This window comes from Massilia haematophila, from assembly GCF_042647645.1.
GTDB classification, from domain to species: Bacteria; Pseudomonadota; Gammaproteobacteria; order Burkholderiales; family Burkholderiaceae_D; genus Telluria; species Telluria haematophila.
Genome location: NZ_JBHRVV010000001.1, coordinates 3,489,139 through 3,509,392, shown reverse-complemented (window position 1 = coordinate 3,509,392; position 20,254 = coordinate 3,489,139). Strand labels below are relative to the sequence as shown.

17 protein-coding genes are annotated in these 20,254 nt (G+C 65.2%); 12 read left to right on the top strand and 5 right to left on the bottom strand.

What is annotated here, in order from left to right; translation table 11 throughout:
* Positions 1-75 precede the first annotated feature (75 nt).
* Both ACFOPH_RS15500 and ffh read right to left on the bottom strand, forming a co-directional pair.
* Positions 76-471: an SWIB/MDM2 domain-containing protein gene (locus ACFOPH_RS15500; protein ID WP_229437346.1), complete on the bottom strand. Its 396-nt coding sequence runs from the start codon at positions 469-471 to the stop codon at positions 76-78.
* A 244-nt stretch (positions 472-715) separates the two neighbouring features.
* Positions 716-2,083: a signal recognition particle protein gene (gene ffh / locus ACFOPH_RS15495; protein ID WP_312547677.1), complete on the bottom strand. Its 1,368-nt coding sequence runs from the start codon at positions 2,081-2,083 to the stop codon at positions 716-718.
* A 271-nt stretch (positions 2,084-2,354) separates the two neighbouring features.
* Between ffh and ACFOPH_RS15490 the strand changes: the two genes are divergently transcribed.
* The 10 genes from ACFOPH_RS15490 to ACFOPH_RS15445 all read left to right on the top strand — a co-directional run bounded on the left by ACFOPH_RS15490 (position 2,355) and on the right by ACFOPH_RS15445 (position 14,531).
* Entirely contained in the window at positions 2,355-3,326 is a 972-nt protein-coding gene (locus ACFOPH_RS15490; protein ID WP_312547676.1) for an ABC transporter substrate-binding protein, read from the top strand.
* Positions 3,327-3,353: 27 nt separating this feature from the next.
* Positions 3,354-4,178 (top strand): ABC transporter permease, encoded by an 825-nt coding sequence (locus ACFOPH_RS15485; RefSeq protein ID WP_312547675.1) that lies wholly within the window; start codon positions 3,354-3,356, stop codon positions 4,176-4,178.
* A 1-nt stretch (position 4,179) separates the two neighbouring features.
* Positions 4,180-4,986 carry an ABC transporter ATP-binding protein gene (locus tag ACFOPH_RS15480; RefSeq protein ID WP_312547673.1) on the top strand — a complete coding sequence of 269 codons (807 nt, stop codon included), beginning with the start codon at positions 4,180-4,182 and terminating at the stop codon, positions 4,984-4,986.
* 254 nt (positions 4,987-5,240) lie between these two features.
* Positions 5,241-6,053, top strand: coding sequence for a cytochrome C assembly family protein (locus tag ACFOPH_RS15475; RefSeq protein ID WP_312547671.1), 813 nt, complete (start codon positions 5,241-5,243; stop codon positions 6,051-6,053).
* Entirely contained in the window at positions 6,050-6,301 is a 252-nt protein-coding gene (locus ACFOPH_RS15470) for a PP0621 family protein (protein WP_379736233.1), read from the top strand. Before ACFOPH_RS15475 ends, ACFOPH_RS15470 begins: the two co-directional genes overlap by 4 nt.
* Positions 6,302-6,311: 10 nt before the next feature.
* The gene (locus ACFOPH_RS15465; protein WP_312547669.1) at positions 6,312-8,039 is read left to right on the top strand and encodes a sensor histidine kinase; all 1,728 of its coding nucleotides are present in this window, start codon (positions 6,312-6,314) and stop codon (positions 8,037-8,039) included.
* 12 nt (positions 8,040-8,051) lie between these two features.
* Positions 8,052-9,500 carry a sigma-54-dependent transcriptional regulator gene (locus ACFOPH_RS15460; protein ID WP_379736231.1) on the top strand — a complete coding sequence of 483 codons (1,449 nt, stop codon included), beginning with the start codon at positions 8,052-8,054 and terminating at the stop codon, positions 9,498-9,500.
* A gap of 1 nt (position 9,501) precedes the next feature.
* Positions 9,502-9,672: a hypothetical protein gene (locus ACFOPH_RS15455; RefSeq protein WP_312552962.1), complete on the top strand. Its 171-nt coding sequence runs from the start codon at positions 9,502-9,504 to the stop codon at positions 9,670-9,672.
* A 724-nt stretch (positions 9,673-10,396) separates the two neighbouring features.
* Positions 10,397-13,327, top strand: coding sequence for a ribonucleoside-diphosphate reductase subunit alpha (locus ACFOPH_RS15450; protein ID WP_312552965.1), 2,931 nt, complete (start codon positions 10,397-10,399; stop codon positions 13,325-13,327).
* 82 nt (positions 13,328-13,409) lie between these two features.
* Positions 13,410-14,531, top strand: a complete 1,122-nt coding sequence (locus tag ACFOPH_RS15445; protein ID WP_312552967.1) for a ribonucleotide-diphosphate reductase subunit beta — start codon at positions 13,410-13,412, stop codon at positions 14,529-14,531.
* 588 nt (positions 14,532-15,119) lie between these two features.
* Here ACFOPH_RS15445 and ACFOPH_RS15440 read toward each other — a convergent pair.
* Positions 15,120-16,430 (bottom strand): hypothetical protein, encoded by a 1,311-nt coding sequence (locus ACFOPH_RS15440; RefSeq protein WP_379736229.1) that lies wholly within the window; start codon positions 16,428-16,430, stop codon positions 15,120-15,122.
* Between ACFOPH_RS15440 and ACFOPH_RS15435 the strand changes: the two genes are divergently transcribed.
* Together ACFOPH_RS15435 and ACFOPH_RS15430 are read left to right on the top strand one after the other, a co-directional pair.
* Entirely contained in the window at positions 16,414-16,764 is a 351-nt protein-coding gene (locus tag ACFOPH_RS15435) for a histone (RefSeq protein ID WP_379736227.1), read from the top strand. The two genes, ACFOPH_RS15440 and ACFOPH_RS15435, sit on opposite strands and share 17 nt — an antisense overlap.
* Before the next feature lie 152 nt (positions 16,765-16,916).
* On the top strand, positions 16,917-17,450 hold the full coding sequence (locus ACFOPH_RS15430; RefSeq protein WP_312554146.1) for a YggT family protein: 534 nt from the start codon (positions 16,917-16,919) through the stop codon (positions 17,448-17,450).
* 194 nt (positions 17,451-17,644) lie between these two features.
* Here ACFOPH_RS15430 and ACFOPH_RS15425 read toward each other — a convergent pair whose 3' ends face one another.
* Together ACFOPH_RS15425 and ACFOPH_RS15420 are read right to left on the bottom strand one after the other, a co-directional pair.
* Entirely contained in the window at positions 17,645-18,586 is a 942-nt protein-coding gene (locus tag ACFOPH_RS15425) for a carbohydrate kinase family protein (protein ID WP_312554144.1), read from the bottom strand.
* A 6-nt stretch (positions 18,587-18,592) separates the two neighbouring features.
* Positions 18,593-20,254 carry a DUF3426 domain-containing protein gene (locus ACFOPH_RS15420; RefSeq protein WP_379736224.1) on the bottom strand — a complete coding sequence of 554 codons (1,662 nt, stop codon included), beginning with the start codon at positions 20,252-20,254 and terminating at the stop codon, positions 18,593-18,595.

Here is a 20,254-nt window from a genome sequence, read left to right as displayed (position 1 = left end):
TACCCAAAAACAAAAAGCCCCGATCACACGATCGGGGCTTTTTACGTTCAGGCTTTTGGACAGCCAGGCTTTTCTTTATTTCAGGTGATTCGAAATGAGCTTGGTCATTTCGAACATCGACACTTGTTCCTTGCCACCGAAGACGGCTTTCAGCTTGTCGTCGGCGTTGATCATCTGGCGGTTGTCCGCAGCCTGCAGATCCGCTTTCTTGATGTATTCCCAGACCTTCTTGGTCACTTCCGTGCGTGGCAGCGGCTTGTTGCCGACCACTGCGGCCAGCTCGGCCGACGGCGTCAGCTCTTTCATGAAAGCGGCGTTCGGCTTGCGTGCCGCGGCCGGCTTCTTTGCTGCCGCGGCCTTCGGTGCTGCTTCCTTTGCCGGAGCGGCGGCCTTCTTCGCCGCAGGCTTGGCGGCCGGCTTTGCGGCGGCCTTCTTTGCGGGCGCTGCTGGGGATTTCTTGGCTGTTGCCATCTTCGAGCCTCCTAAACGAACATATGTAAAAGTTGCGCAATTCATCGCACGGCTTATATTGGTGTCGTTTTAGCGTTCCTGCAAGTCTTTTTCACCATTTTTTCATTCTATTCGGGCCAAAATTCGGGGTTTGACCGCCAGTCACGTCGATAGAGTGAAAAACTACGCAAAAACCGACGTAAAAACGCCGCGCCGGACGAGTGTCGGGCGCGGCGTCAGGGGAAGCGGAAAACGCTAAAAACGCTTAGCGCATGCCGGGCATCATGCCCTTCATCCCGCGCATCATCTTCATCAGGCCACCGCCCTTGAGCTTCTTCATCATGGTCTGCATCTGGTCGTATTGGGTCAGCATGCGGTTCACTTCCTGCACCTGTACGCCGGCGCCGGCGGCGATGCGGCGCTTGCGGTTGGCCTTGATCAGCTCCGGCTTGGCGCGTTCCTGCGGCGTCATCGAGTCGATGATACCGACCATGCGCCGCACCTGCTTCTCGGCCTGGTCCATGTTGGCGCCGGCCGCGGCCTGCTGGAACTGCGCCGGCAGTTTGTCGAGCAGGCCCGACATGCCGCCCATCTTCTTCATCTGGGTCAGCTGCGCCTTGAAGTCGTTCATGTCGAAGCGGCCACCCGACTTGATCTTGTTGGCCATGTCCTGGGCGGCCTTCTCGTCGACGCCCTTGCGCGCTTCTTCGACCAGCGCCAGGATGTCGCCCATGCCCAGCACGCGGTTCGCCATCCGGCTCGGGTCGAAGGCTTCCAGACCGTCCAGCTTTTCCGAGACGCCGGCGAACTTGATCGGCTTGCCGGTCACGTGGCGCACCGACAGCGCCGCGCCGCCGCGCGAGTCGCCATCGAGCTTGGTCAGCACGATGCCGGTCAGGGGCAGGGCGTCGTTGAAGGCTTTCGCGGTGTTGATCGCGTCCTGGCCCAGCATGGCGTCGACCACGAACAGGGTCTCGATCGGCTTCACGGCGCCGTGCACCGCGGCGATCTCCTGCATCATCGCTTCGTCGATGCCGAGACGGCCGGCGGTGTCGATGATCAGGACGTCGTGGTAGTGCTTCTTCGCCCAGTCGAGGGCGTTACGGGCGATGTCGACCGGCTTGTCGGTCGAGGACGAAGGGAAGAAGTCGGCGCCGACCTGCTTCGTGACCGATTCCAGCTGCGCGATTGCGGCAGGGCGGTAGACGTCGGCGGAAACGGTCAGGACCTTTTTCTTCTTCTGTTCCTTGAGGTACTTGGCCAGTTTGCCGGTGGTGGTCGTTTTACCGACACCCTGCAGGCCGGCCATCAGGATGATCGCCGGCGGCTGCTGGGCGAACGACAGCTGGGTCGCTTCGGGGCCAAGGTCGGCGCCCATCAGGGCAGCCAGCTCGCGCTGCACCACGCCGACCAGGGCCTGGCCCGGGCTGAGCGAGCCGATGACTTCTTCGCCCAGCGCTTTTTCCTTCACTTTGGCGATGAATTCGCGCACCGCCGGCAGCGCCACGTCGGCCTCGAGCAGCGCGAGGCGCACTTCGCGCAGCATCTCGGAGGTGTTCGCCTCGGTCAGGCGCGCCTCGCCGCGCATGGTCTTGACGACCTTGGCAAGGCGTTGGGTAAGGTTATCTAGCATGTTCTACCTGACTATCTATATATAGAGGACAGCATTCGGGAAACCGCCATTTTACCCTGCGCAAGGTTGTCCTGCCCGTCCAGCCGGCGACAGTTACGCCTTTTTTCGGTGCGCGTTCTGTCTTGTGTCACAACTGTTCACTGTCATGTTTGACACATCTAACGTTCCCATATAGCCTTTTCCCGCCGGCATCATCATCCACATGATGGCGGCATCCGGCACCACCGCAGCAGCCACCCGATTCTGACGAAGCGCACAACGGAGACAAGGCATGACTAAAGTGTTCGGCAAGACCCTGATCGCAATGACCCTGCTGGCCGCGGCCGGCGCCCAGGCCCAGGAAGTAGTCAGGCTGGGGAATCTCAAGTTCGCCCACTACGGCGCCGTCTCGTACATCAAGGAAATCGCACCCAAGTGCGGCATCAAGGTCGAGGAGAAGATCTTCCCGAAGGGGCTGGACGTCATGCAGGCGATCATCGCGGGCGAGCTCGATGTCGGCACCACCGCCTCGGAGGCGGCGATCTCGGGCCGCGCCGGCGGCGCCCCGATCTTTGTCGTCGCCGGTTTCGCCAAGGGCGGCGCGCGCCTGGTGGCGCGGCCCGACCTGAAGATCACCAGCGTGCCGCAACTGAAGGGCAAGCGCGTGGGCGTCACGCGCGGCGGCATCCAGGAAGTGCTGCTGCTGGCCGAACTGGCCAAGCACAACATGAAGGCCGACGCCGCGCCCGGCAAGGACGTGCAACTGGTGTTCCTGCCCTACGCCGACCTGAACCAGGCGCTGCTGGGCAAGCAGATCGACGCCATGATGCAGTCCGAGCCGCAGTCCTCGCAGGCGATCAACAAGGGCTTTGGCGCCGAGGTGCTGAAGCCCTACGACACCCCGATCGGCGAGCCGATCCGCACCATGGTGATGACCGAGAAGTTCTACAAGGAGCGGCGTCCGGTGGCGGAGAAGTTCATGCGCTGCTTCGTGCAGGCCACCAAGACCTTCATCGACAACAAGAGCCTGGCCGAGAAGTACGTGCGCGAGGTGGTGTTCAAGGGCCAGATCACGACCGACGACTTCAACGACGCGATCGGCAATTCCGAGTACTCCTACGACATCACGCCCGAGCACATCCAGATCACCACCGACACCATGGTCAAGACCGGGGTCGGACGCATGAGCAAGCCGCCGGTGGCCAAGGACTGGGTCAAGACCGATCTGCTGGACGCGGCCAAGAAAAGCCTGAACATCCAGTAAGCCAACGCATTCACGCTTGGGGACGCCATGAAAAAGCGTAATTGGGGCGAAATCGGCATCGGCATGGTGGTGCCGGTGCTGGCAATCGGCATCTGGCAGTGGGTGGCAAGCATGGGCTGGGTCAACCCCCAGGTGCTGCCCTCGCCGCTGGCGGTGTGGGAGCGCTGGGTGGCCTACCTGCTGCCGCTCACGCCGTTCGAGAGCTATACCGAGGGCGGCTGGTGGCACTGGGCCTTCTCGGGCGAGCTGATCGTCGACACCCTCACCAGCCTGTACCGGGTGGTGGTGGGCTTCCTGATCGGCGCCGGCCTGGCGCTGCCGCTGGGGCTGGCGATGGGGGCGAGCAAGTCCGTCTACGCCTGGTTCAATCCGCTGGTGCAGATCCTGCGCCCGATCCCGCCGATCGCCTACATCCCGCTGGCGATCCTGTGGTTCGGGCTGGGCAATCCGCCGGCCGTGTTCCTGATCGCGCTCGGGGCCTTCTTCCCGGTGCTGATGAACACCATCGCCGGGGTGCGCCACGTCGACGGCATCTACCTGCGCGCGGCGCGCAACCTGGGCGCGAGCGGCACCACCATGTTCGTGCGCGTGATCCTGCCGGCCGCCGTGCCCTACATCCTGTCGGGTGTACGGATCGGCATCGGCACCGCCTTCATCGTCGTCATCGTGTCCGAGATGATCGCGGTGAACAACGGCCTGGGCTACCGCATCCTGGAAGCGCGCGAGTACTTCTGGTCCGACAAGATCATCGCCGGCATGATCACGATCGGCATGCTGGGCCTGGCGATCGACATCGGCATGAACCGCCTGAACAACTATCTGCTGCGCTGGCACCGCGGCCTGGAGCATTGAGATGGACGCATCGAAAGCAATCCATATTCAGATCAACGGCGTGAACAAGGTCTTCGCCAGCGAGGACCGCCAGGTGGTGGCGCTGCAGGACATCAACCTCGACATCCCGCGCGGCCAGTTCACCTGCCTGCTCGGGCCTTCCGGCTGCGGCAAGTCGACCCTGCTCAATGCCGTGGCCGGCTTTTCGCCGCCGACGGGCGGCACCATCCTGGTCGACGGCATGCCGGTGGTCGCGCCGGGGCCGGACCGCGGCATGGTGTTCCAGGAATATGCGCTGTTTCCCTGGATGACGGTCGAGCAGAACGTCGGCTTCGGCCTCGACATCAAGGGCATGCCGAAGGCCGAGATCGCCCGCACCGTGGATGGGTTGCTGCGCATGCTGTCGCTGTCGGACTTCCGCCAGCGCTACCCGAAGGACCTGTCGGGCGGCATGCGCCAGCGGGTGGCGATCGCGCGCGTGCTGGCGCTCGATTCGCCGATCATGCTGATGGACGAGCCCTTCGGCGCGCTGGACGCGCTCACCCGGCGCAACCTGCAGGACGAGCTGCTGCGCATCTGGGCCGAGCTGAAGAAGACCATCCTGTTCGTCACCCACAGCATCGAGGAGGCGATCTACCTGGCCGACCGCATCGTGGTGATGACCTACCGCCCCGGCACGGTCAAGCGCGACATGCTGGTCGACCTGCCGCGCATGCGCGATCCGGCCGCGCCCGAATTCAACGCCCTGAAGCGCGAACTCGGCCAGATGGTGATGGAAGAGCAGCAGCGCCATCACAGCGACGAGCTGCGCATGGCGGCTGTGGATTAGGGTAGGGTGGGCACGGAGTGCCCACGCGGTACGGCCTTGTCCTTGCACCCTTGGCCGCGACGATTCGCTCGGGAACGTGTGCGATGGCTGGAGGCGTTGGCGGGATGTTTTTCGGGACGCCGCGTCAGTGCCGGGAGCTCGGCAGGAACGGAGCCAGCAATGCGCGTCGTTCCGCGTGGGCACGGGTGCCCACCCTACGGGCGGAATGGGGGAGGGGCCGCCACCGGCGTTTCCCGATGGTGTAGACTGCCGGTATGCAGAACACCCTCTTTTTCGCCGCGGCCTTCCTGTACGCGGCTTGCGCCCTGCTGCCGTCGCGCCGGGGCGCCGTCATATCCGGCGTCACCGCGCTGGCCTGGCTGGTCCATGGCGCGGCGCTGTGGAGCGCCGCCTTCGGGCCGGGCAGCTTGCGCATCGGTTTCGCCATCATGCTCTCGTCCGCGCTGTGGGTCTCGGTGGCCGCCTACTGGGTCGAAAACCGCAACTTCGCGCTCGACGGCCTGCGCCGCCTGGTGATGCCTTGCGCCTTCGGCGCGGCGCTGTTGCCGGTGCTGTTTCCGGGGGCGGTGATGGCCGTCGAAAGCCAGTCGAGCGCCTTTGGCTGGCACGTGGCGGTCGCCGTGCTGGCCTACAGCACGCTGACGATTGCCGCCTTCCACGCGGTGCTGATGGCGCTGCAGGAAACGCGGCTGCACGCGCGCACCGCCACCACGGGCGGTGGCGGCTGGTTCGGCGGCGCGATCGACCAGCTGCCGGCCCTGCTCACCATGGAAAAGCTGCTGTTTCGCCTGATCGGCATCGGCTTCGTCCTGCTCAGCCTGACCGTGCTGTCGGGCGTGGTGTTCTCGGAGCAGCTGTTCGGGCGCGCAATGCGCTGGGACCACAAGAACGTGTTCGCGCTGCTGTCCTGGATCCTGTTCGCGGCCTTGTTGGCGGGACGGCACTGGCGCGGCTGGCGCGGCAAGACCGCGCTGCGCTTCACGCTGGCGGGGTTTGCGACGCTGGCGCTGGCCTATGTCGGCAGCCGTTTCGTGCTCGAAGTCGTGCTGCACCGGGGGATCGCATGAGCCGCCTGCTGTTCTGGATCGCCCTGATCGCCCTGATCGGCTTCGCGGTGCGCGCCAAGCTGCGCGCCGCGGTGCGCCGCCACGAGGAAGACACGCCGCCGCGGCCGAGCAGCCCGCCGCCCGGAATGCAGATCGAAAACATGACCCGCTGCGCGCATTGCGGTCTGCATTTCCCGGCCTCGGAAGCGGTGCGTGCCGACGGCCTGGACTACTGCAGCCCGGCCCACGTGCGCCTGCCGCCGCAATAGGCTCGCGATCTTGAAGATCCGCTGGCCGGCGCTGTCCACGCAGTCGCGCACGACCTTCTGGCGCTCGCTGCAGGCGCTGAACGTCACCCGCATCGTCATCGGGGTGGTGCTGCTGCTCTACCTCGCCTTCGACGTGCGCGACGGTCGCGCCACCAGCGATCCGGCCTATGCGCGCACCTGCATCGCGTATTTCGCCGCCGCGATCCTGTTCGGCCTGCTGACCACCTTCTGGAAGCGCCGTTTCCCGCTGCAGCTGGCCTGCCAGATCGCGACCGACCTGGCGGCCATTTCGCTGCTCTACCTGGCGGCCGGCGGCGTCCGCAGCGGCCTCGGCATCCTCTACCTGTTCCCGCTGGCCGGCGCCGCCATCCTCGCGCCCCTGGTGCTGGCGCTGTTCGCGGCCTCGATCGCGTCGATCTTCATCCTGCTCGAAGCTTCCTGGCAGATCTTCGCGCGCGAGGGCGAGCCGCCGCTGATGCAGGCCGGGATGTACGGCGTGGCCTTCTTCGCCGTGGTCCTGCTGGTCAACCGGCTGGCGGCGCGCCTGATCGGGCAGGAAGAGCTGGCGTCCCAGCGCGGCCTCGACCTGCAGGTGCAGCAATCGATCAACGAGATCGTGATCGCCGATGTCGGCGACGGCGTGCTGGTGCTCGGCGCCGACGGCGCCATCCACACCGCCAACCCGGCCGCACGGCGCATGCTGGGACTCGACGCGCCGGCCGGACTGCGCCTGGACGCGGTGCATGGGCTGGAGCCGGTGGCCGGCGCCTTTGCGCGCTGGCGAGGTCTCACCGGCACGCCCCCGGCCCTGGCCGCGGTCGAGCCGGTCGAAGGCGAGGCCGGGCCGGACGAAGCCTGGGTGATCCTGAAACCCTTCCAGGAGCAGGGCGCAGACAAGGGCGCGAGCGCGCGGCGCGACCAGCCGGCGCACCTGAAATTGCGCTTCGCCCGCGTCGACGTGGGCGCCGGCGGGCCCGGGCGCAGCGTCGTCTTCATGGAGGACGTGAGCGCCATCGAAAACCAGGCGCAGCAGCTGAAGCTGGCCTCGATGGGGCGGCTCACCGCCAGCATCGCGCACGAGGTGAGGAATCCCCTGTCGGCCATCGGCCACGCCACCGCGCTGCTGGCCGAGGACCTGCACGGCAAGGCCGAGGTGCGGCTCCTGAAGATCATCGGCGACAACGTGGCGCGCGTGAACCGCATGGTCGAGGACATCCTGCAGCTCTCGCGCAAGGCCCAACCGTATGCCGAGCCGATCCCCTTGGGCCGCTTCCTGGCCGAGCTGAAGGCGGAGTTCTGCGAAACCCAGGAGCTGCCCGAGGATATGCTGTGGTTGGGCGGCGCCGGCGCGATCGAGGTCCGCTTCGACGGCCTGCACCTGCGCGAAGTGCTGGTCAACCTGCTCGGCAACGCGATCCGCTATGCCAGCCGCAAGCCGGCCAGCATCCGCATCTGGCCCGAGCTCGATCCCTTCGGCACGCTCGAGCTGCACGTGCAGGACGACGGCCCCGGCATCACGCCCGACGTGCGCGCCCACCTGTTCGAACCCTTCTATACTACGTCGAGCAAGGGCACGGGCCTCGGGCTCTACCTGGCGCGCGAGCTGTGCCTGAACAACGGCGCCAAGCTCGACTACGAATACCGCTACGACCCGGCGGCGAGCGGCGCGCGCAAGGCCAGCGGCCGTTTTGTGATCACCTTCGCCCAGCCGGCGGCGGCCGGCGCGCATGGACAGTAAAGAAAGGCAGCCATGAGTTCACCCCGCATCCTGGTCGTCGACGACGAAGCCGACCTGCGCGACCTGCTCGAGATCACGCTGGTCAAGATGGGCCTGGACGTCGACTGCGCCGCCACCCTGCGCGAGGCGCGCCGTCTCGTCGACGACAACAGCTACGCCCTGGTGCTGACCGACATGCGCCTGCCGGACGGGCTCGGGCTGGAACTGGTGCGCGAGGTCTCGAGCACCTCGAAGACGCCGATCGCCGTGATCACCGCCTTCGGCAGCGCCGAGAACGCGGTGGTGGCGCTGAAGGCCGGCGCTTTCGATTACGTCTCGAAACCGGTGGTGCTGGACGAATTGCGCGTGATGGTGCGCTCGGCGCTGAAATTGTCCGAGGCCCCGGCGGGCCCGGCGGCGGGGGAGGGCGGGACCGGTTCCCGCCTGATCGGCAACTCGCAGGCGATGCAGGCGCTGCGCGCCCAGATCGCGCGCCTGGCGCGCTCGATGGCGCCGATCGCCATTACCGGCGAGTCCGGCGCCGGCAAGGAGCTGGCCGCGCGCGAGATCCACGCCCAGAGTTCGCGCGCCGCAAAACCCTTCGTCGCCGTGAACTGCGGCGCGATTCCCGAGAACCTGATGGAAGCCGAGTTCTTCGGCTACCGCAAGGGCGCCTTCACCGGCGCCGCCGAGGAGCGCGACGGCTTCTTCCAGGCGGCCAACGGCGGCACCTTGATGCTCGACGAGGTGGCCGACCTGCCGCTGGCGATGCAGGTCAAGCTGCTGCGCGCGATCCAGGAGCGGCGCGTGCGCAAGATCGGCGCCACCCAGGAAGAGCCGGTCGACGTGCGCATCATCAGCGCCACCCACAAGGATTTGGCGAAATGCGTCGAGACCGGCAGCTTCCGCCAGGACTTGTTCTACCGCCTGAACGTGATCGAGCTGGCGCTGCCGCCGCTGCGCGAGCGTCTCGACGACCTGCCGGTGCTGGCCAACGCGATCCTGGCGCGCCTGGCCGGAGCGGGCGGCGCCTCGCTGGGGCCGGGCGTGCTCGACGCCTTGCGCGCTTATTCCTTCCCGGGCAACGTGCGCGAACTCGAGAACGTACTGGAACGCGCGCTGGCCTTTGCCGACGATGGCGTGATCGAGGTCGAGGACCTGTCGCTGAAGGCGGCGCGGCCGGCGGAGGGCGCGCGAAGCTACGAGGTGCCGGCGCCGGCACTGCCGGTGGCGAGCGCCGAAGCCCCCGCGCTGCCGGCCGCGGCGCCGCTGCCGGCGCCGGGCGCCCCGGTGGCCCTCGGCCCCGACAGCCTGCCGAGCAACCTGCCGGCCTACCTGGAGCAGGTCGAGCGCGACATCATCCAGCGCGCGCTGCAGCAGACCCAATTCAACCGCACCAGGACCGCCAGCCTGCTCGGCATCAGCGTACGCCAGTTGCGCTACCAGATGCAGAAGCTGGACATCCAGGCGCCGGAGAACTGACATGCCGAAACGCTTGCGTTATGCAGCCCTGGCCATCGCGCTCATCGCCGCGCTGATGTGGATGCGGCACGAATCGAAGGTGCGCGACTGCGCCGAGGCGGGCGGGCGCTGGGATAATGCCTTGGGCGAATGCGTGCAGGCACCGCCGGCGTCGGGCGGCACCGCCGTGTAGGGTGGGCGGCTGCACCCGCCGGGATGCGCGCACGCGACGGTGGCGCCGCCCACGCGTTCAACAGAGGGATGAATAGCCGGAGCGTGGTTTCGATCGTGAGCGGAACGCGTGGGCGGCGCACGCGTCGAAGGGAGGCCGATACCCGGGTACTGCCCGCCCACCCTACGTTGATACTTATCAAAAAGTGTTGCCTTTTCGCCAGTGCAAAATGGTGCGGCCTGCGCCGTTGTTGAGCACCAAACAAGTTGGCTGAACAAGCTTTGAGCAGCGTGTTAGTGCTTACTAACCCGCGACGGCCCATCTTTTGGCAGAGCCCCGATTGTCAAGAGGTGCGCAACCAAAAAACGCCAGAAATTGAGAATTTATTCACTTGCACCCCTGTGCGCGCAGGTACTACAATTAGTCCCATCTCAATACGCAACACTAGATATAGTGGTAGCGGAGTCAGCAGTAACACCCGGTAGCCCAGCCGCAGCCCAGTCGTAGTCCAGACACTCAAGGAGCAGCGCAAGGCAGCTGACCGGTAGCCGCTAGCCCAGCAGTATCGCATCGCTTCGCATTTGCTTCATATGCATTAAATATCCGTAGGCAACAATATTGCCCGGCTTGGCGTTGCCCGGCTGGCGGGACTCTTTTCGCTTTTTAAATCGTCGTTGGACGCTCGCACGCGAGCGGTCCATTGGAAATAACCGGTGGCAGCACGACTGCCCTTCCTGGAGGCTCAATGCAGACATCTCAAGACATTTCAATTCACCCGCAAGCGGCACCAGGAGCGGCAGCCGGCGGCAATAACGCAGCAGAGATCGCCGCACGCGGCGACTACCGCATCATCCGCCGCAACGGCGCGGTCGTGCCTTTCGAGCCGAACAAGATCTCGGTCGCGATGACCAAGGCCTTCCTGGCGGTCGCCGGCGGCCAGGGCGCCGCTTCGGCCCGCATCCGCGACCTGGTGGAAGAGCTGACCAACAACGTGGTCGCTGCCCTGGTGCGCCGCCAGCCGAACGGCGGCACCTTCCACATCGAAGACGTGCAGGACCAGGTCGAGCTGTCGCTGATGCGCTCGGGCGAGCATGACGTTGCGCGCGCCTACGTGCTGTACCGCGCCAAGCAGATGGAAGAGCGCCGCGCCGCCAAGGAAGCTGCGGGTACCTCGGCCCCGCAGGCTCCCCAAATCCACGTGGTCGACAACGGCCAGCGCCTGCCGCTGGACATGGACGCCGTCCACGGCCTGGTGAACGCCGCCTGCGCCGGCCTGGAGAAGCACGTCGACGCCGACGCCATCGTCGCCGAGACCCTGAAGAACCTGTACGACGGCGTGCCGGTCGAGGAACTGCACAAGTCCGCCATCCTGGCCGCCCGCGCCCTGATGGAAAAGGACCCGGCCTACAGCCAGGTGACCGCGCGCATCCTGCTGCACACCATCCGCAAGGAAGTCTTCGGCAAGGAAGTCCCGCAAGCCAAGGCTGCCGCCGAATACGTCACCTACTTCCCGCAATACATCGCCAAGGGCATCGCCAACGAGCTGCTCGACGAAGAACTGGGCAAGTACGACCTCGAGCGCCTGGCGAAAGCCATCGTCGCCGACCGCGACCTGCAGTTCGGCTACATCGGCCTGCAGACCCTGTACGACCGCTACTTCCTGCACGTGCGCGAAACCCGCATCGAGATGCCGCAGGCCTTCTACATGCGCGTCGCCATGGGCCTGGCCCTGCGCGAAGCCGAGCGCGAAGAGCGCGCCATCGAGTTCTACAACCTGCTGTCGTCGTTCGACTTCATGAGCTCGACCCCGACCCTGTTCAACTCGGGCACCCGCCGCTCGCAGCTGTCGTCGTGCTACCTGACCACCGTCGGCGACGACCTGGAAGGCATCTACGACGCCATCAAGGAAAACGCGCTGCTGTCGAAGTTCGCTGGCGGCCTGGGCAACGACTGGACCCCGGTCCGTGCGCTGGGCTCGCGCATCAAGGGCACCAACGGCAAGTCGCAGGGCGTGGTCCCGTTCCTGAAGGTGGTCAACGATACCGCCGTCGCGGTGAACCAGGGCGGCAAGCGCAAGGGCGCGGTCTGCGCCTACCTGGAAACCTGGCACATGGACATCGAGGAATTCCTCGACCTGCGCAAGAACACCGGCGACGACCGCCGCCGCACCCACGACATGAACACCGCGAACTGGATCCCGGACCTGTTCATGAAGCGCGTGATGGAAAAGGGCCACTGGAGCCTGTTCTCGCCGAGCGAGACGCCTGACCTGCACGACAAGGTCGGCCGTGCCTTCGAAGAGGCGTATGTCGCCTACGAAGCCAAGGCGGCGCGCGGCGAAATGACCGTGTACAAGAAAGTCGAGGCGCTCGACCTGTGGCGCAAGATGCTGTCGATGCTGTTCGAAACCGGCCACCCATGGATCACCTTCAAGGATCCGTGCAACATCCGTTCGCCGCAGCAGCACATCGGCGTCGTGCACTCGTCGAACCTGTGCACCGAGATCACGCTGAACACCAGCGCCGACGAGATCGCCGTCTGCAACCTGGGCTCGGTGAACCTGCCGCAGCACATGAAGGGCGATGGCCTGGACCACGTCAAGCTGCAGAAGACCATCCGCACCGCGATGCGCATGCTGGACAACGTGATCGACATCAACTACTACGCCGTGGAAAAGGCGCGCAACTCGAACCTGCGCCACCGCCCGGTCGGCATGGGCATCATGGGTCACCAGGATTGCCTGCACATGATGCGCGTGCCGTTCGCATCCGACAAAGCGGTGGAGTTCGCCGACAAGTCGATGGAAGCCGTCTGCTACTACGCCTACCTGGCCTCGACCGAGCTGGCCGAAGAGCGCGGCCGCTACGAGACCTACGAAGGTTCGCTGTGGGACCGCGGCATCCTGCCGCAGGACTCGATCAAGCTGCTGGCGGAAGAGCGTGGCGGTTACCTGGAGCAGGACACCAGCGAATCGATGGACTGGAACGTGGTGCGCGAGCGCATCAAGCAGTTCGGCATGCGTAACTCGAACTGCGTGGCGATCGCACCGACCGCGACGATCTCGAACATCATCGGCGTGTCGGCCTGCATCGAGCCGACCTTCCAGAACCTGTACGTGAAGTCGAACCTGTCGGGCGAATTCACCGAGATCAACTCCTACCTGGTGCGCGACCTGAAGGCGCGCGACCTGTGGGACGAAGTGATGATTGCCGACCTGAAGTACTTCGACGGCTCGCTCTCGAAGATCGACCGTGTGCCGCAGGACCTGCGCGACATCTACGCCACCGCGTTCGAAGTCGAGCCGAAGTGGCTGGTGGAAGCGGCATCGCGCCGCCAGAAGTGGATCGACCAGGCCCAGTCGCTGAACATCTACATGGCTGGCGCCTCGGGCAAGAAGCTGGACGAGACGTATAAACTGGCATGGCTGCGCGGCCTGAAGACCACCTACTACCTGCGCACCATCGCGGCGACGCACATGGAGAAGTCGACCACCCGTACCGGCGCGCTGAACGCGGTCCCTGTGTCGGGCGGCCTGACCGGTCACGCTGCTCCGGCAGCGGCCGCGGCATCGGCGCCAGCCGCTGCTGCAGGCGCCGCTCCTGAAGTGGTCGACGGCGCGGCTTGCTACCTGCGTCCGGGCGACGCCGGCTTCGACGAATGCGAAGCTTGCCAATAAACGTCAATCAGTAATTAATCAGTAAGCGCACGCCCGGCTCCATGCCGGGCGCTGCCACGTCAAGAATTCAAAGGAAACAATCATGTTGTCATGGGACGATGAACCAAGCACCGCGCCAGGCGCGAACCCTGCGCTCGCAGGCAATCCCGCAGTGACTCCAGACGGCGCACCTGCCGCAGAAGTCGCCAAGCGCGTGAACGCCGACGACAAGCGCATCATCAACGGCCAGACCGACGTCAACCAGCTGGTGCCGTTCAAGTACAAGTGGGCATGGGACAAGTACCTGGCCGGCTGCGCCAACCACTGGATGCCGCAGGAAGTGAACATGCAGCGCGACATCGAGCTGTGGAAGAGCCCGAACGGCCTGACCGAAGACGAACGCCGCCTGGTCAAGCGCAACCTCGGCTTCTTCACCACCGCCGACTCGCTGGCCGCCAACAACATCGTGCTGGGCACCTACCGCCACATCACCGCGCCGGAATGCCGCCAGTACCTGCTGCGCCAGGCGTTCGAGGAGGCGATCCACACCCACGCCTACCAGTACATCGTCGAGTCGCTCGGCCTGGACGAGAAGGAAATCTTCAACGCCTACAACGAGATCGCGTCGATCCACGACAAGGACCAGTTCCTGATCCCGTTCATCAACGTCCTGACCGATCCTGAATTCAAGACCGGCACCCTGGAGGCCGACCAGCAGCTGCTGAAGTCGATCATCGTCTTCGCCTGCCTGATGGAAGGCCTGTTCTTCTACGTCGGCTTCACCCAGATCCTGGCGCTGGGCCGCCAGAACAAGATGACCGGCGCCGCCGAGCAGTACCAGTACATCCTGCGCGACGAGTCGATGCACGTGAACTTCGGCATCGACCTGATCAACACGATCAAGATGGAAAACCCGCAGCTGTGGACCCCGGCCTTCCGCGAAGAGCTCAAGCAGCTGTTCCTGCAGGCGGTCGAACTCGAATACCGCTATGCCGAAGACACCATGCCGCGCGGCGTGCTGGGCCTGAACGCGCCGATGTTCAAGAGCTACCTGCGCTTCATCGCCAACCGCCGCGCCGTGCAGATCGGCCTCGAACCGCTGTTCCCGAACGAAGAGAACCCGTTCCCGTGGATGAGCGAAATGATCGACCTGAAGAAGGAGCGTAACTTCTTCGAGACGCGCGTGACCGAGTACCAGACCGGCGGTGCGCTGAGCTGGGATTGATCGTCGCGATAGCCACAGCGACAGCGTCAGTAAATGCAAAAGCCCGACGAGAAATCGTCGGGTTTTTTTTATTCCGGTCGATGCCGGCGTTTCAATCGTGCGCACCCTGCGTGCAAACGCGATTTGCGAGATTTGCCGATGAAATCAGGCTTCCTTTGACGCACAAAGCGTTGCGGCGCTGTCCAATAGAGTGAAATTCATGTGTGCGGGTTGCGCACTGACAAGGTTTTCGTGTACTTTACGTGATTGAATTTGTCAAAGTGTGAACATGGATTTTTTTGCATGCTCACCGGCAAACAAAACCGATCGAATAATGGGACGCTGATTCAATCAGTATGCACTTGAGCGCAGCGAAAAGAACAAGCCGCACTGCCTGATCGCGTTCAGGCAAGGCGGCTTTTTCTTTTCGCGCCCGCAAGGGTAGCGATGTGAAAAACAGCTGGAAGAGTGAGTGTCCTGCGACGTTGGCTGAAGCGCTGCAATTGTGAGGAGTTGCAGCAGTTCAGCTGGTGCCGTATTCATTGGCAGTAACCGACCGGTTTGTGCCGATGAATAATTCGCCCGACGCAAGAAAACGTTCGGACGGGTTTAAACCTTGTAGCGTATTTTCTCATCGCAGAGAAGGAGAATAAAAATGGCAACAGCCGCTAAGAAACCAGCAGCAAAACCGGCAGCGAAGACTGCCGCCAAACCGGCCGCAAAGACCGCCGCAGCAGAAAAGCCAGTCGCGGCCAAGAAGTCGGCAACCGCCGCCAAGCCGGCAGAGAAGACCCCGGCCAAGGCCGCCGCCAAACCGGCTGCGAAGTCGGCTGCCAAGCCGGCTGCAAAGCCGGCAGCGAAGAAAGCAACTGCAACCAAGGCACCTGCGAAGCCGGCAGCAAAGAAAGCTGCAGCACCGGCAGCAAAGAAAGCCGCAGCCAAGCCGGTAGCAAAAGCAGCAGCGACCAAGGCCGCCGCAAAACCGGCTGCAAAGAAAACTGCCGCTCCGGCAAAGACTGCAGCGAAGGCTCCGGCTAAAGCAGCAGCAACCAAGACCGCAGCAAAAGCACCGGCCAAAGCAGCAGCCAAGACCGCAGCAAAGACTCCGGTGAAGGCAGCAGCCAAGACCGCGGCAAAAGCGCCAGTCAAGACCGCAGCGAAGGGGACGTCTGCGAAGACGTCCGCCAAGGCAGCAGCCAAGACCGCAGCAAAAGCGCCGGTGAAGGCAGCAGCAACCAAGACCGCGGCAAAAGCGCCGGCCAAGACCGCAGCAAAAGCTCCGGCCAAGTCGGCAGCCAAGACCGCGGCAAAGGCTCCGGCCAAGTCGGCAGCCAAGACCGCAGCAAAAGCTCCGGTGAAGGGGACGTCTGCGAAGACGTCCGCAACGAAAACCGCAGCAAAGGCTCCGGCCAAGGCAGCAACCAAGACCGCAGCGAAGGCTCCGGCCAAGGCAGCAACCAAGACCGCAGCGAAGGCTCCGGCCAAGGCAGCAACCAAGACCGCAGCGAAGGCTCCGGCCAAGGCAGCAACCAAGACCGCAGCGAAGGCTCCGGCCAAGGCAGCAACCAAGACCGCAGCAAAAGCTCCGGCCAAGGCAGCCGCAACCAAGACCGCAGCAAAAGCTCCGGCCAAGGCAGCCGCAACCAAGACCGCAGCGAAGGGGACGTCTGCGAAGACGTCCGCCAAGGCAGCCGCAACCAAGACCGCAGCAAAAGCTCCGGCCAAAGCCGCAGCGACCAAGACCGCAGCGAAGGCTCCGGCCAAAGCCGCAGCAACCAAGACCGCAACGAAGGCTCCGGCCAAAGCTGCAGCGACCAAGACCGTAGCGAAGGGGACGTCTGCGAAGACGTCCGCGAAAGCCGCCGCAACCAAGACCGCAGCCAAGCCGGCAGCCAAGACCGCAATGAAGGCCGAAGCCAAGCCGGAAGCGGCAACCGCGGCCAAGCCGGCTGCACCGCCAGTCAAGGCCGAAGCCAAGCCGGAAGTGAAGGCCGAAGCGAAGCCGGAAGCCAAGGCGGAAGCGAAGCCGGAAGCGAAGGCCGAAGCCAAGCCGGAAGCAGCGGCCAAGCCTGCAGCCAAGAAGCCGGCAGCGAAGAAGGCAGCCAAGGAAACCGAAGCCAAGCCCCAGGCCGCAGCCAAGCAAGCGTCGAAAGAAGCGAGCGGCGACGCCAAGCCGGCCGCTCCGGCACCGGCGGCGAAGACCGTGCTGGCGCCGGCCGCCGCATGGCCGTTCCCGACCAGCAGCCGTCCGTAACGGCAGGCCGCGCCCGCTTAGGGCACAATACCGCTGTGTGATATGTTCGCACAGCGGTTTTTTTTCGAATCTATTTCAGTAGGCTGAACGCTGGGGGCTTGCCCGCAGCCAGGCATTCCTACCGAAATAGGTTTTCATCTCAAGGAGTCTTCGTGCTGCCCATTCTTCAGTTGATCGTCGATACCGCCGCCAGCGTGCTGGGCGCGGTGCTGCTTCTGCGTTTCTGGATGCAGGCCATCCGGGTGCGTCCCCCCGCGTCCGTGGCACAGTTCACGTTCACACTGAGCGACTGGCTGGTCAAGCCGCTGCGCCGCGTGGTACCGGGCGCCGGCGGCTACGACTGGGCGAGCCTGCTCGGCGCCTTCCTGGTGGTGCTGCTGGCCACCTGCATCTACCTGCTGGTCGGGGCCAGCGGGCAGGAAGTGTTCCTGCTGGCGCTGGCGCGCTTCGTGAAGTGGATCATCTACGGTTTCGTGGCGCTGCTGATCATCGAGGCGATCTTCAGCTGGGTCAATCCCCACGCGCCGCTGGCGCCCTTCGTGCACGCGCTGAACGATCCGCTGCTGCGGCCGATCCGCCGCGTGGTGCCGCCGATCGGCGGGCTGGACTTGTCGGTGCTGGTGGCGGTGCTGCTGCTGCAGATTGCGCTTTACGTGCTGCGGATGCTGATTCCGGGGCCGTATTGAGTCGTATTGTTTGGATGTGAAAATGGGCAGCCTGGGCTGCCCATTTTTTTGTTTTGCGTTTCGTACTTTGCGTTTCGTACTTTGCGTTCGCTGGCTTGCGCTTCACGGCGCGAGCGATAGCTCGCTGTACGTGGCTTCGCTCGAAGGGCGTAACGCGTGGGCACGGAGTGCCCACCCCACGATCACGTATCGGCTTATTTGAAACGGTAGCCGAAGGCGGCTTCGAATTTGTCGGCGATCTCGGCGGGGGTGAAGCTGTGGTTCTGGCCGCCCTGGTGGGCGATCTTGATCGAGCCGAGCAGGCTGGCGATGCGGCCGCTGGTCTTCCAGTCGTAGCCTTGCGCGATGCCGTACAGCAGGCCGGCGCGGTAGGCGTCGCCGCAGCCGGTCGGGTCGACCACGGTCGCTGCCGGCACCGCCGGGATGTCGTAGCGCTCGCCGCCGGCGTAGATCTCGGAACCCTTCTCGCCGCGGGTGACGACCAGCGCGTCCAGGCGCGATGCGATGTCCTGCAGCGTCAGGCCGGTGCGGTCCATGATCATCTCGAACTCGTAGTCGTTCGCCGCCAGGTAGGTCGCCTGCTCGATAAAGGCGAGCAGCTCTTCGCCGCTGAACATCGGCAGCTGCTGGCCCGGGTCGAACATGAAGGGGATGCCGAGTGCGGCGCAGTCGCGCGCGTGCTTGAGCATGCCGTCGCGGCCGTCCGGGGCGATGATCGCCACGCGCAGCGGGCCGCAGTCGGCGACGTTGTTCTCGTGCGAGAACTGCATCGCGCCCGGGTGGAAGGCGTTGATCTGGTTGTTGTCCTGGTCGGCCGTAACAAAACACTGGGCGGTGTAGGCGTCGCCGATGGTCTTGATGGCGCGCGTCTTGATGCCGAAGTTGCGCAGGCGCTCGAGGTAGTCGGCGCCGTCCTGGCCGATGGTCGCCATGATCAGCGGGTCACCGCCCAGCAGATTCAGGTTGTAGGCGATGTTGGCCGAGCAGCCGCCGTATTCGGTGCGCAGGGTCGGGACCAGGAAGGAGACGTTCACGCGGTGCAGCTGGTCAGCCAGCAGGGTGTCGGCGAAGCGGCCGTGGTACTGCATGATCTTGTCGAATGCCAGCGATCCGCAGATCAGGGTAGGGTGAGTCATGTTCTGTCAGGGGTAGAAAACGGCGATGTGGTAGCCGGATGGTTGAAGGTCGTCCACGCGGAAGTGGAGCGTGATCGCTTGTTCGACGCGCGGCGCAAGACCGGTGGCCGCAGCTGCGGCACCCGGGCTGGAACCCGATTTCAAGTAGTCGCGCGGCGCGAACACGCGGCGCACCAGCGGCTTGTCGTTGGCGTCGGTCAGGGACAGTTCCAGGCTCGGCCAGGCCTGGGGCACCGCGCCCTGGTTGCGCAGCTGCGTGGTGAAGGCATAGGCGCCGCCGCCGAGCGTGGTCAGTTCGCCGGTGTCGATGACGAGGTTGTCGACCTGCGCCGGCAGCTCGACGCGGCAGCCGAGCACCGCGCAGCTTGATGCCAGCGCCGGCTTGGCGGCCGGGAAGTGCGCTGCCAGGGCATTGCGGAAAGTGATCGCGCCCTGGGCGACCAGGATCAGCAGCAGCACGATCGCGCCGGCCAGCATCGCGATCTTGCGCGTGCGGCCGCTCTGCTCCTGCTGGCGGCCGCGGCGGACGAATTCGGGCTCGTCGCTTTCCGGCACGCGGATCTTCGGCGGCGCGTCGATCCTGGTCGGGGTCAGGCGCGAGCGGCGTGCGGCCGCCTTTTCGGCGCGGCGCACGGCCGGCGTGCGTGCCACCGGCGGCGCGCTGGGCAGGCTGGGCGCATGGGCGTTGATGACGCTGGCGGCGGCTTCGCGCATCGGCAGCGGCGGTGCATCCGCCGCGCGCGGCGCGGGGATCCTGCTTGCCGGTTCGGGGGCGTGGTCCGGCAGCGCCTGGGCCACCAGTTCCTCGTCCACGGGCAGGCCGAGGCTGGGTTCGATGCGTCCCGTTGCCGCGGAAGGCGGAGGCACTGCCGCGGTGGGTTGTTTCTCGCTGGCGGATACCGGCGTCGCAGGCTCGGGCACGGGTTCGATGGACGCCGTTTCGTCGGGCAGTAATGCGGCAGGCGCCGGTTCGACCGGCGCGGCCTCGGCGGCCTCTGGTTCGGACGCGATGTCGGCCTGCGCCGCCGCAGCCGTTTCCGCCGCCGCCGCGGTTTCCTCTTCAATCGGCACAGCGTCGACGGGCGCTTCGGCGACAGTCTCGGCCTCGAGCGCCACCGCCGGTTCTTCCTGCGGCGTCTCGGGCAAGGCGTGGCTGTCGGCCTCGGCCTGCACAGCTTGCGCCGCGGGTTCCGGATTCGCCTCGGCCGCATCGACCTTCGGCAGGATGCCGAACGGGTCGAAGGTGTGGTCGAAGTCGAGCGTGTAGACTGGCTGCTCGTCGACATCCGGCGCAGCCGCGTCGTTCACGGCATCGGACGACTCCGCCGGACCGTCGACGATGGTGAAGGGCAGGGGATCGGATTCCGGTTCGGCTGCACGGGCAGCCTCGGGTGCGGCTACGGTTGCGGCAGGTGATTCAGCAGCAGGTGGCGCAGATGCGGGAACAGGTGCGACGGCGGGAGCAGCAGCAGGCGCAGCCTGCGTACTGGCCGGCTGCGGCGCCACCGGCGTACGCGCCGGCAGGGCATCGAGGTCGACCAGGGTGGCGCTGCCGTCGAAGATTTCCTGGCAGGCGCCGCAGCGCACGATGCCCCCACGTAGCTTGAGCTGGTCCGAGGCGACCCGGAACATCGTGCCGCAATGGGGGCATTGAGTGGCGAGCGCCAT

Excerpts from the sequence above, each read along its gene's own strand:
- ACFOPH_RS15475 (WP_312547671.1), top strand. The coding sequence starts at position 5,241 with ATGCAGAACACCCTCTTTTTCGCCGCGGCCTTCCTGTACGCGGCTTGC.
- ACFOPH_RS15445 (WP_312552967.1), top strand. The coding sequence starts at position 13,410 with ATGTTGTCATGGGACGATGAACCAAGCACCGCGCCAGGCGCGAACCCT.
- ACFOPH_RS15420 (WP_379736224.1), bottom strand. The coding sequence starts at position 20,254 with ATGGCGCTCGCCACTCAATGCCCCCATTGCGGCACGATGTTCCGGGTC.
- ACFOPH_RS15455 (WP_312552962.1), top strand. The coding sequence starts at position 9,502 with ATGCCGAAACGCTTGCGTTATGCAGCCCTGGCCATCGCGCTCATCGCC.
- ACFOPH_RS15435 (WP_379736227.1), top strand. The coding sequence starts at position 16,414 with ATGAAGGCCGAAGCCAAGCCGGAAGCGGCAACCGCGGCCAAGCCGGCT.
- ACFOPH_RS15500 (WP_229437346.1), bottom strand. The coding sequence starts at position 471 with ATGGCAACAGCCAAGAAATCCCCAGCAGCGCCCGCAAAGAAGGCCGCC.
- ACFOPH_RS15460 (WP_379736231.1), top strand. The coding sequence starts at position 8,052 with ATGAGTTCACCCCGCATCCTGGTCGTCGACGACGAAGCCGACCTGCGC.
- ACFOPH_RS15485 (WP_312547675.1), top strand. The coding sequence starts at position 3,354 with ATGAAAAAGCGTAATTGGGGCGAAATCGGCATCGGCATGGTGGTGCCG.
- ACFOPH_RS15480 (WP_312547673.1), top strand. The coding sequence starts at position 4,180 with ATGGACGCATCGAAAGCAATCCATATTCAGATCAACGGCGTGAACAAG.
- ffh (WP_312547677.1), bottom strand. The coding sequence starts at position 2,083 with ATGCTAGATAACCTTACCCAACGCCTTGCCAAGGTCGTCAAGACCATG.
- ACFOPH_RS15490 (WP_312547676.1), top strand. The coding sequence starts at position 2,355 with ATGACTAAAGTGTTCGGCAAGACCCTGATCGCAATGACCCTGCTGGCC.
- ACFOPH_RS15470 (WP_379736233.1), top strand. The coding sequence starts at position 6,050 with ATGAGCCGCCTGCTGTTCTGGATCGCCCTGATCGCCCTGATCGGCTTC.
- ACFOPH_RS15425 (WP_312554144.1), bottom strand. The coding sequence starts at position 18,586 with ATGACTCACCCTACCCTGATCTGCGGATCGCTGGCATTCGACAAGATC.
- ACFOPH_RS15450 (WP_312552965.1), top strand. The coding sequence starts at position 10,397 with ATGCAGACATCTCAAGACATTTCAATTCACCCGCAAGCGGCACCAGGA.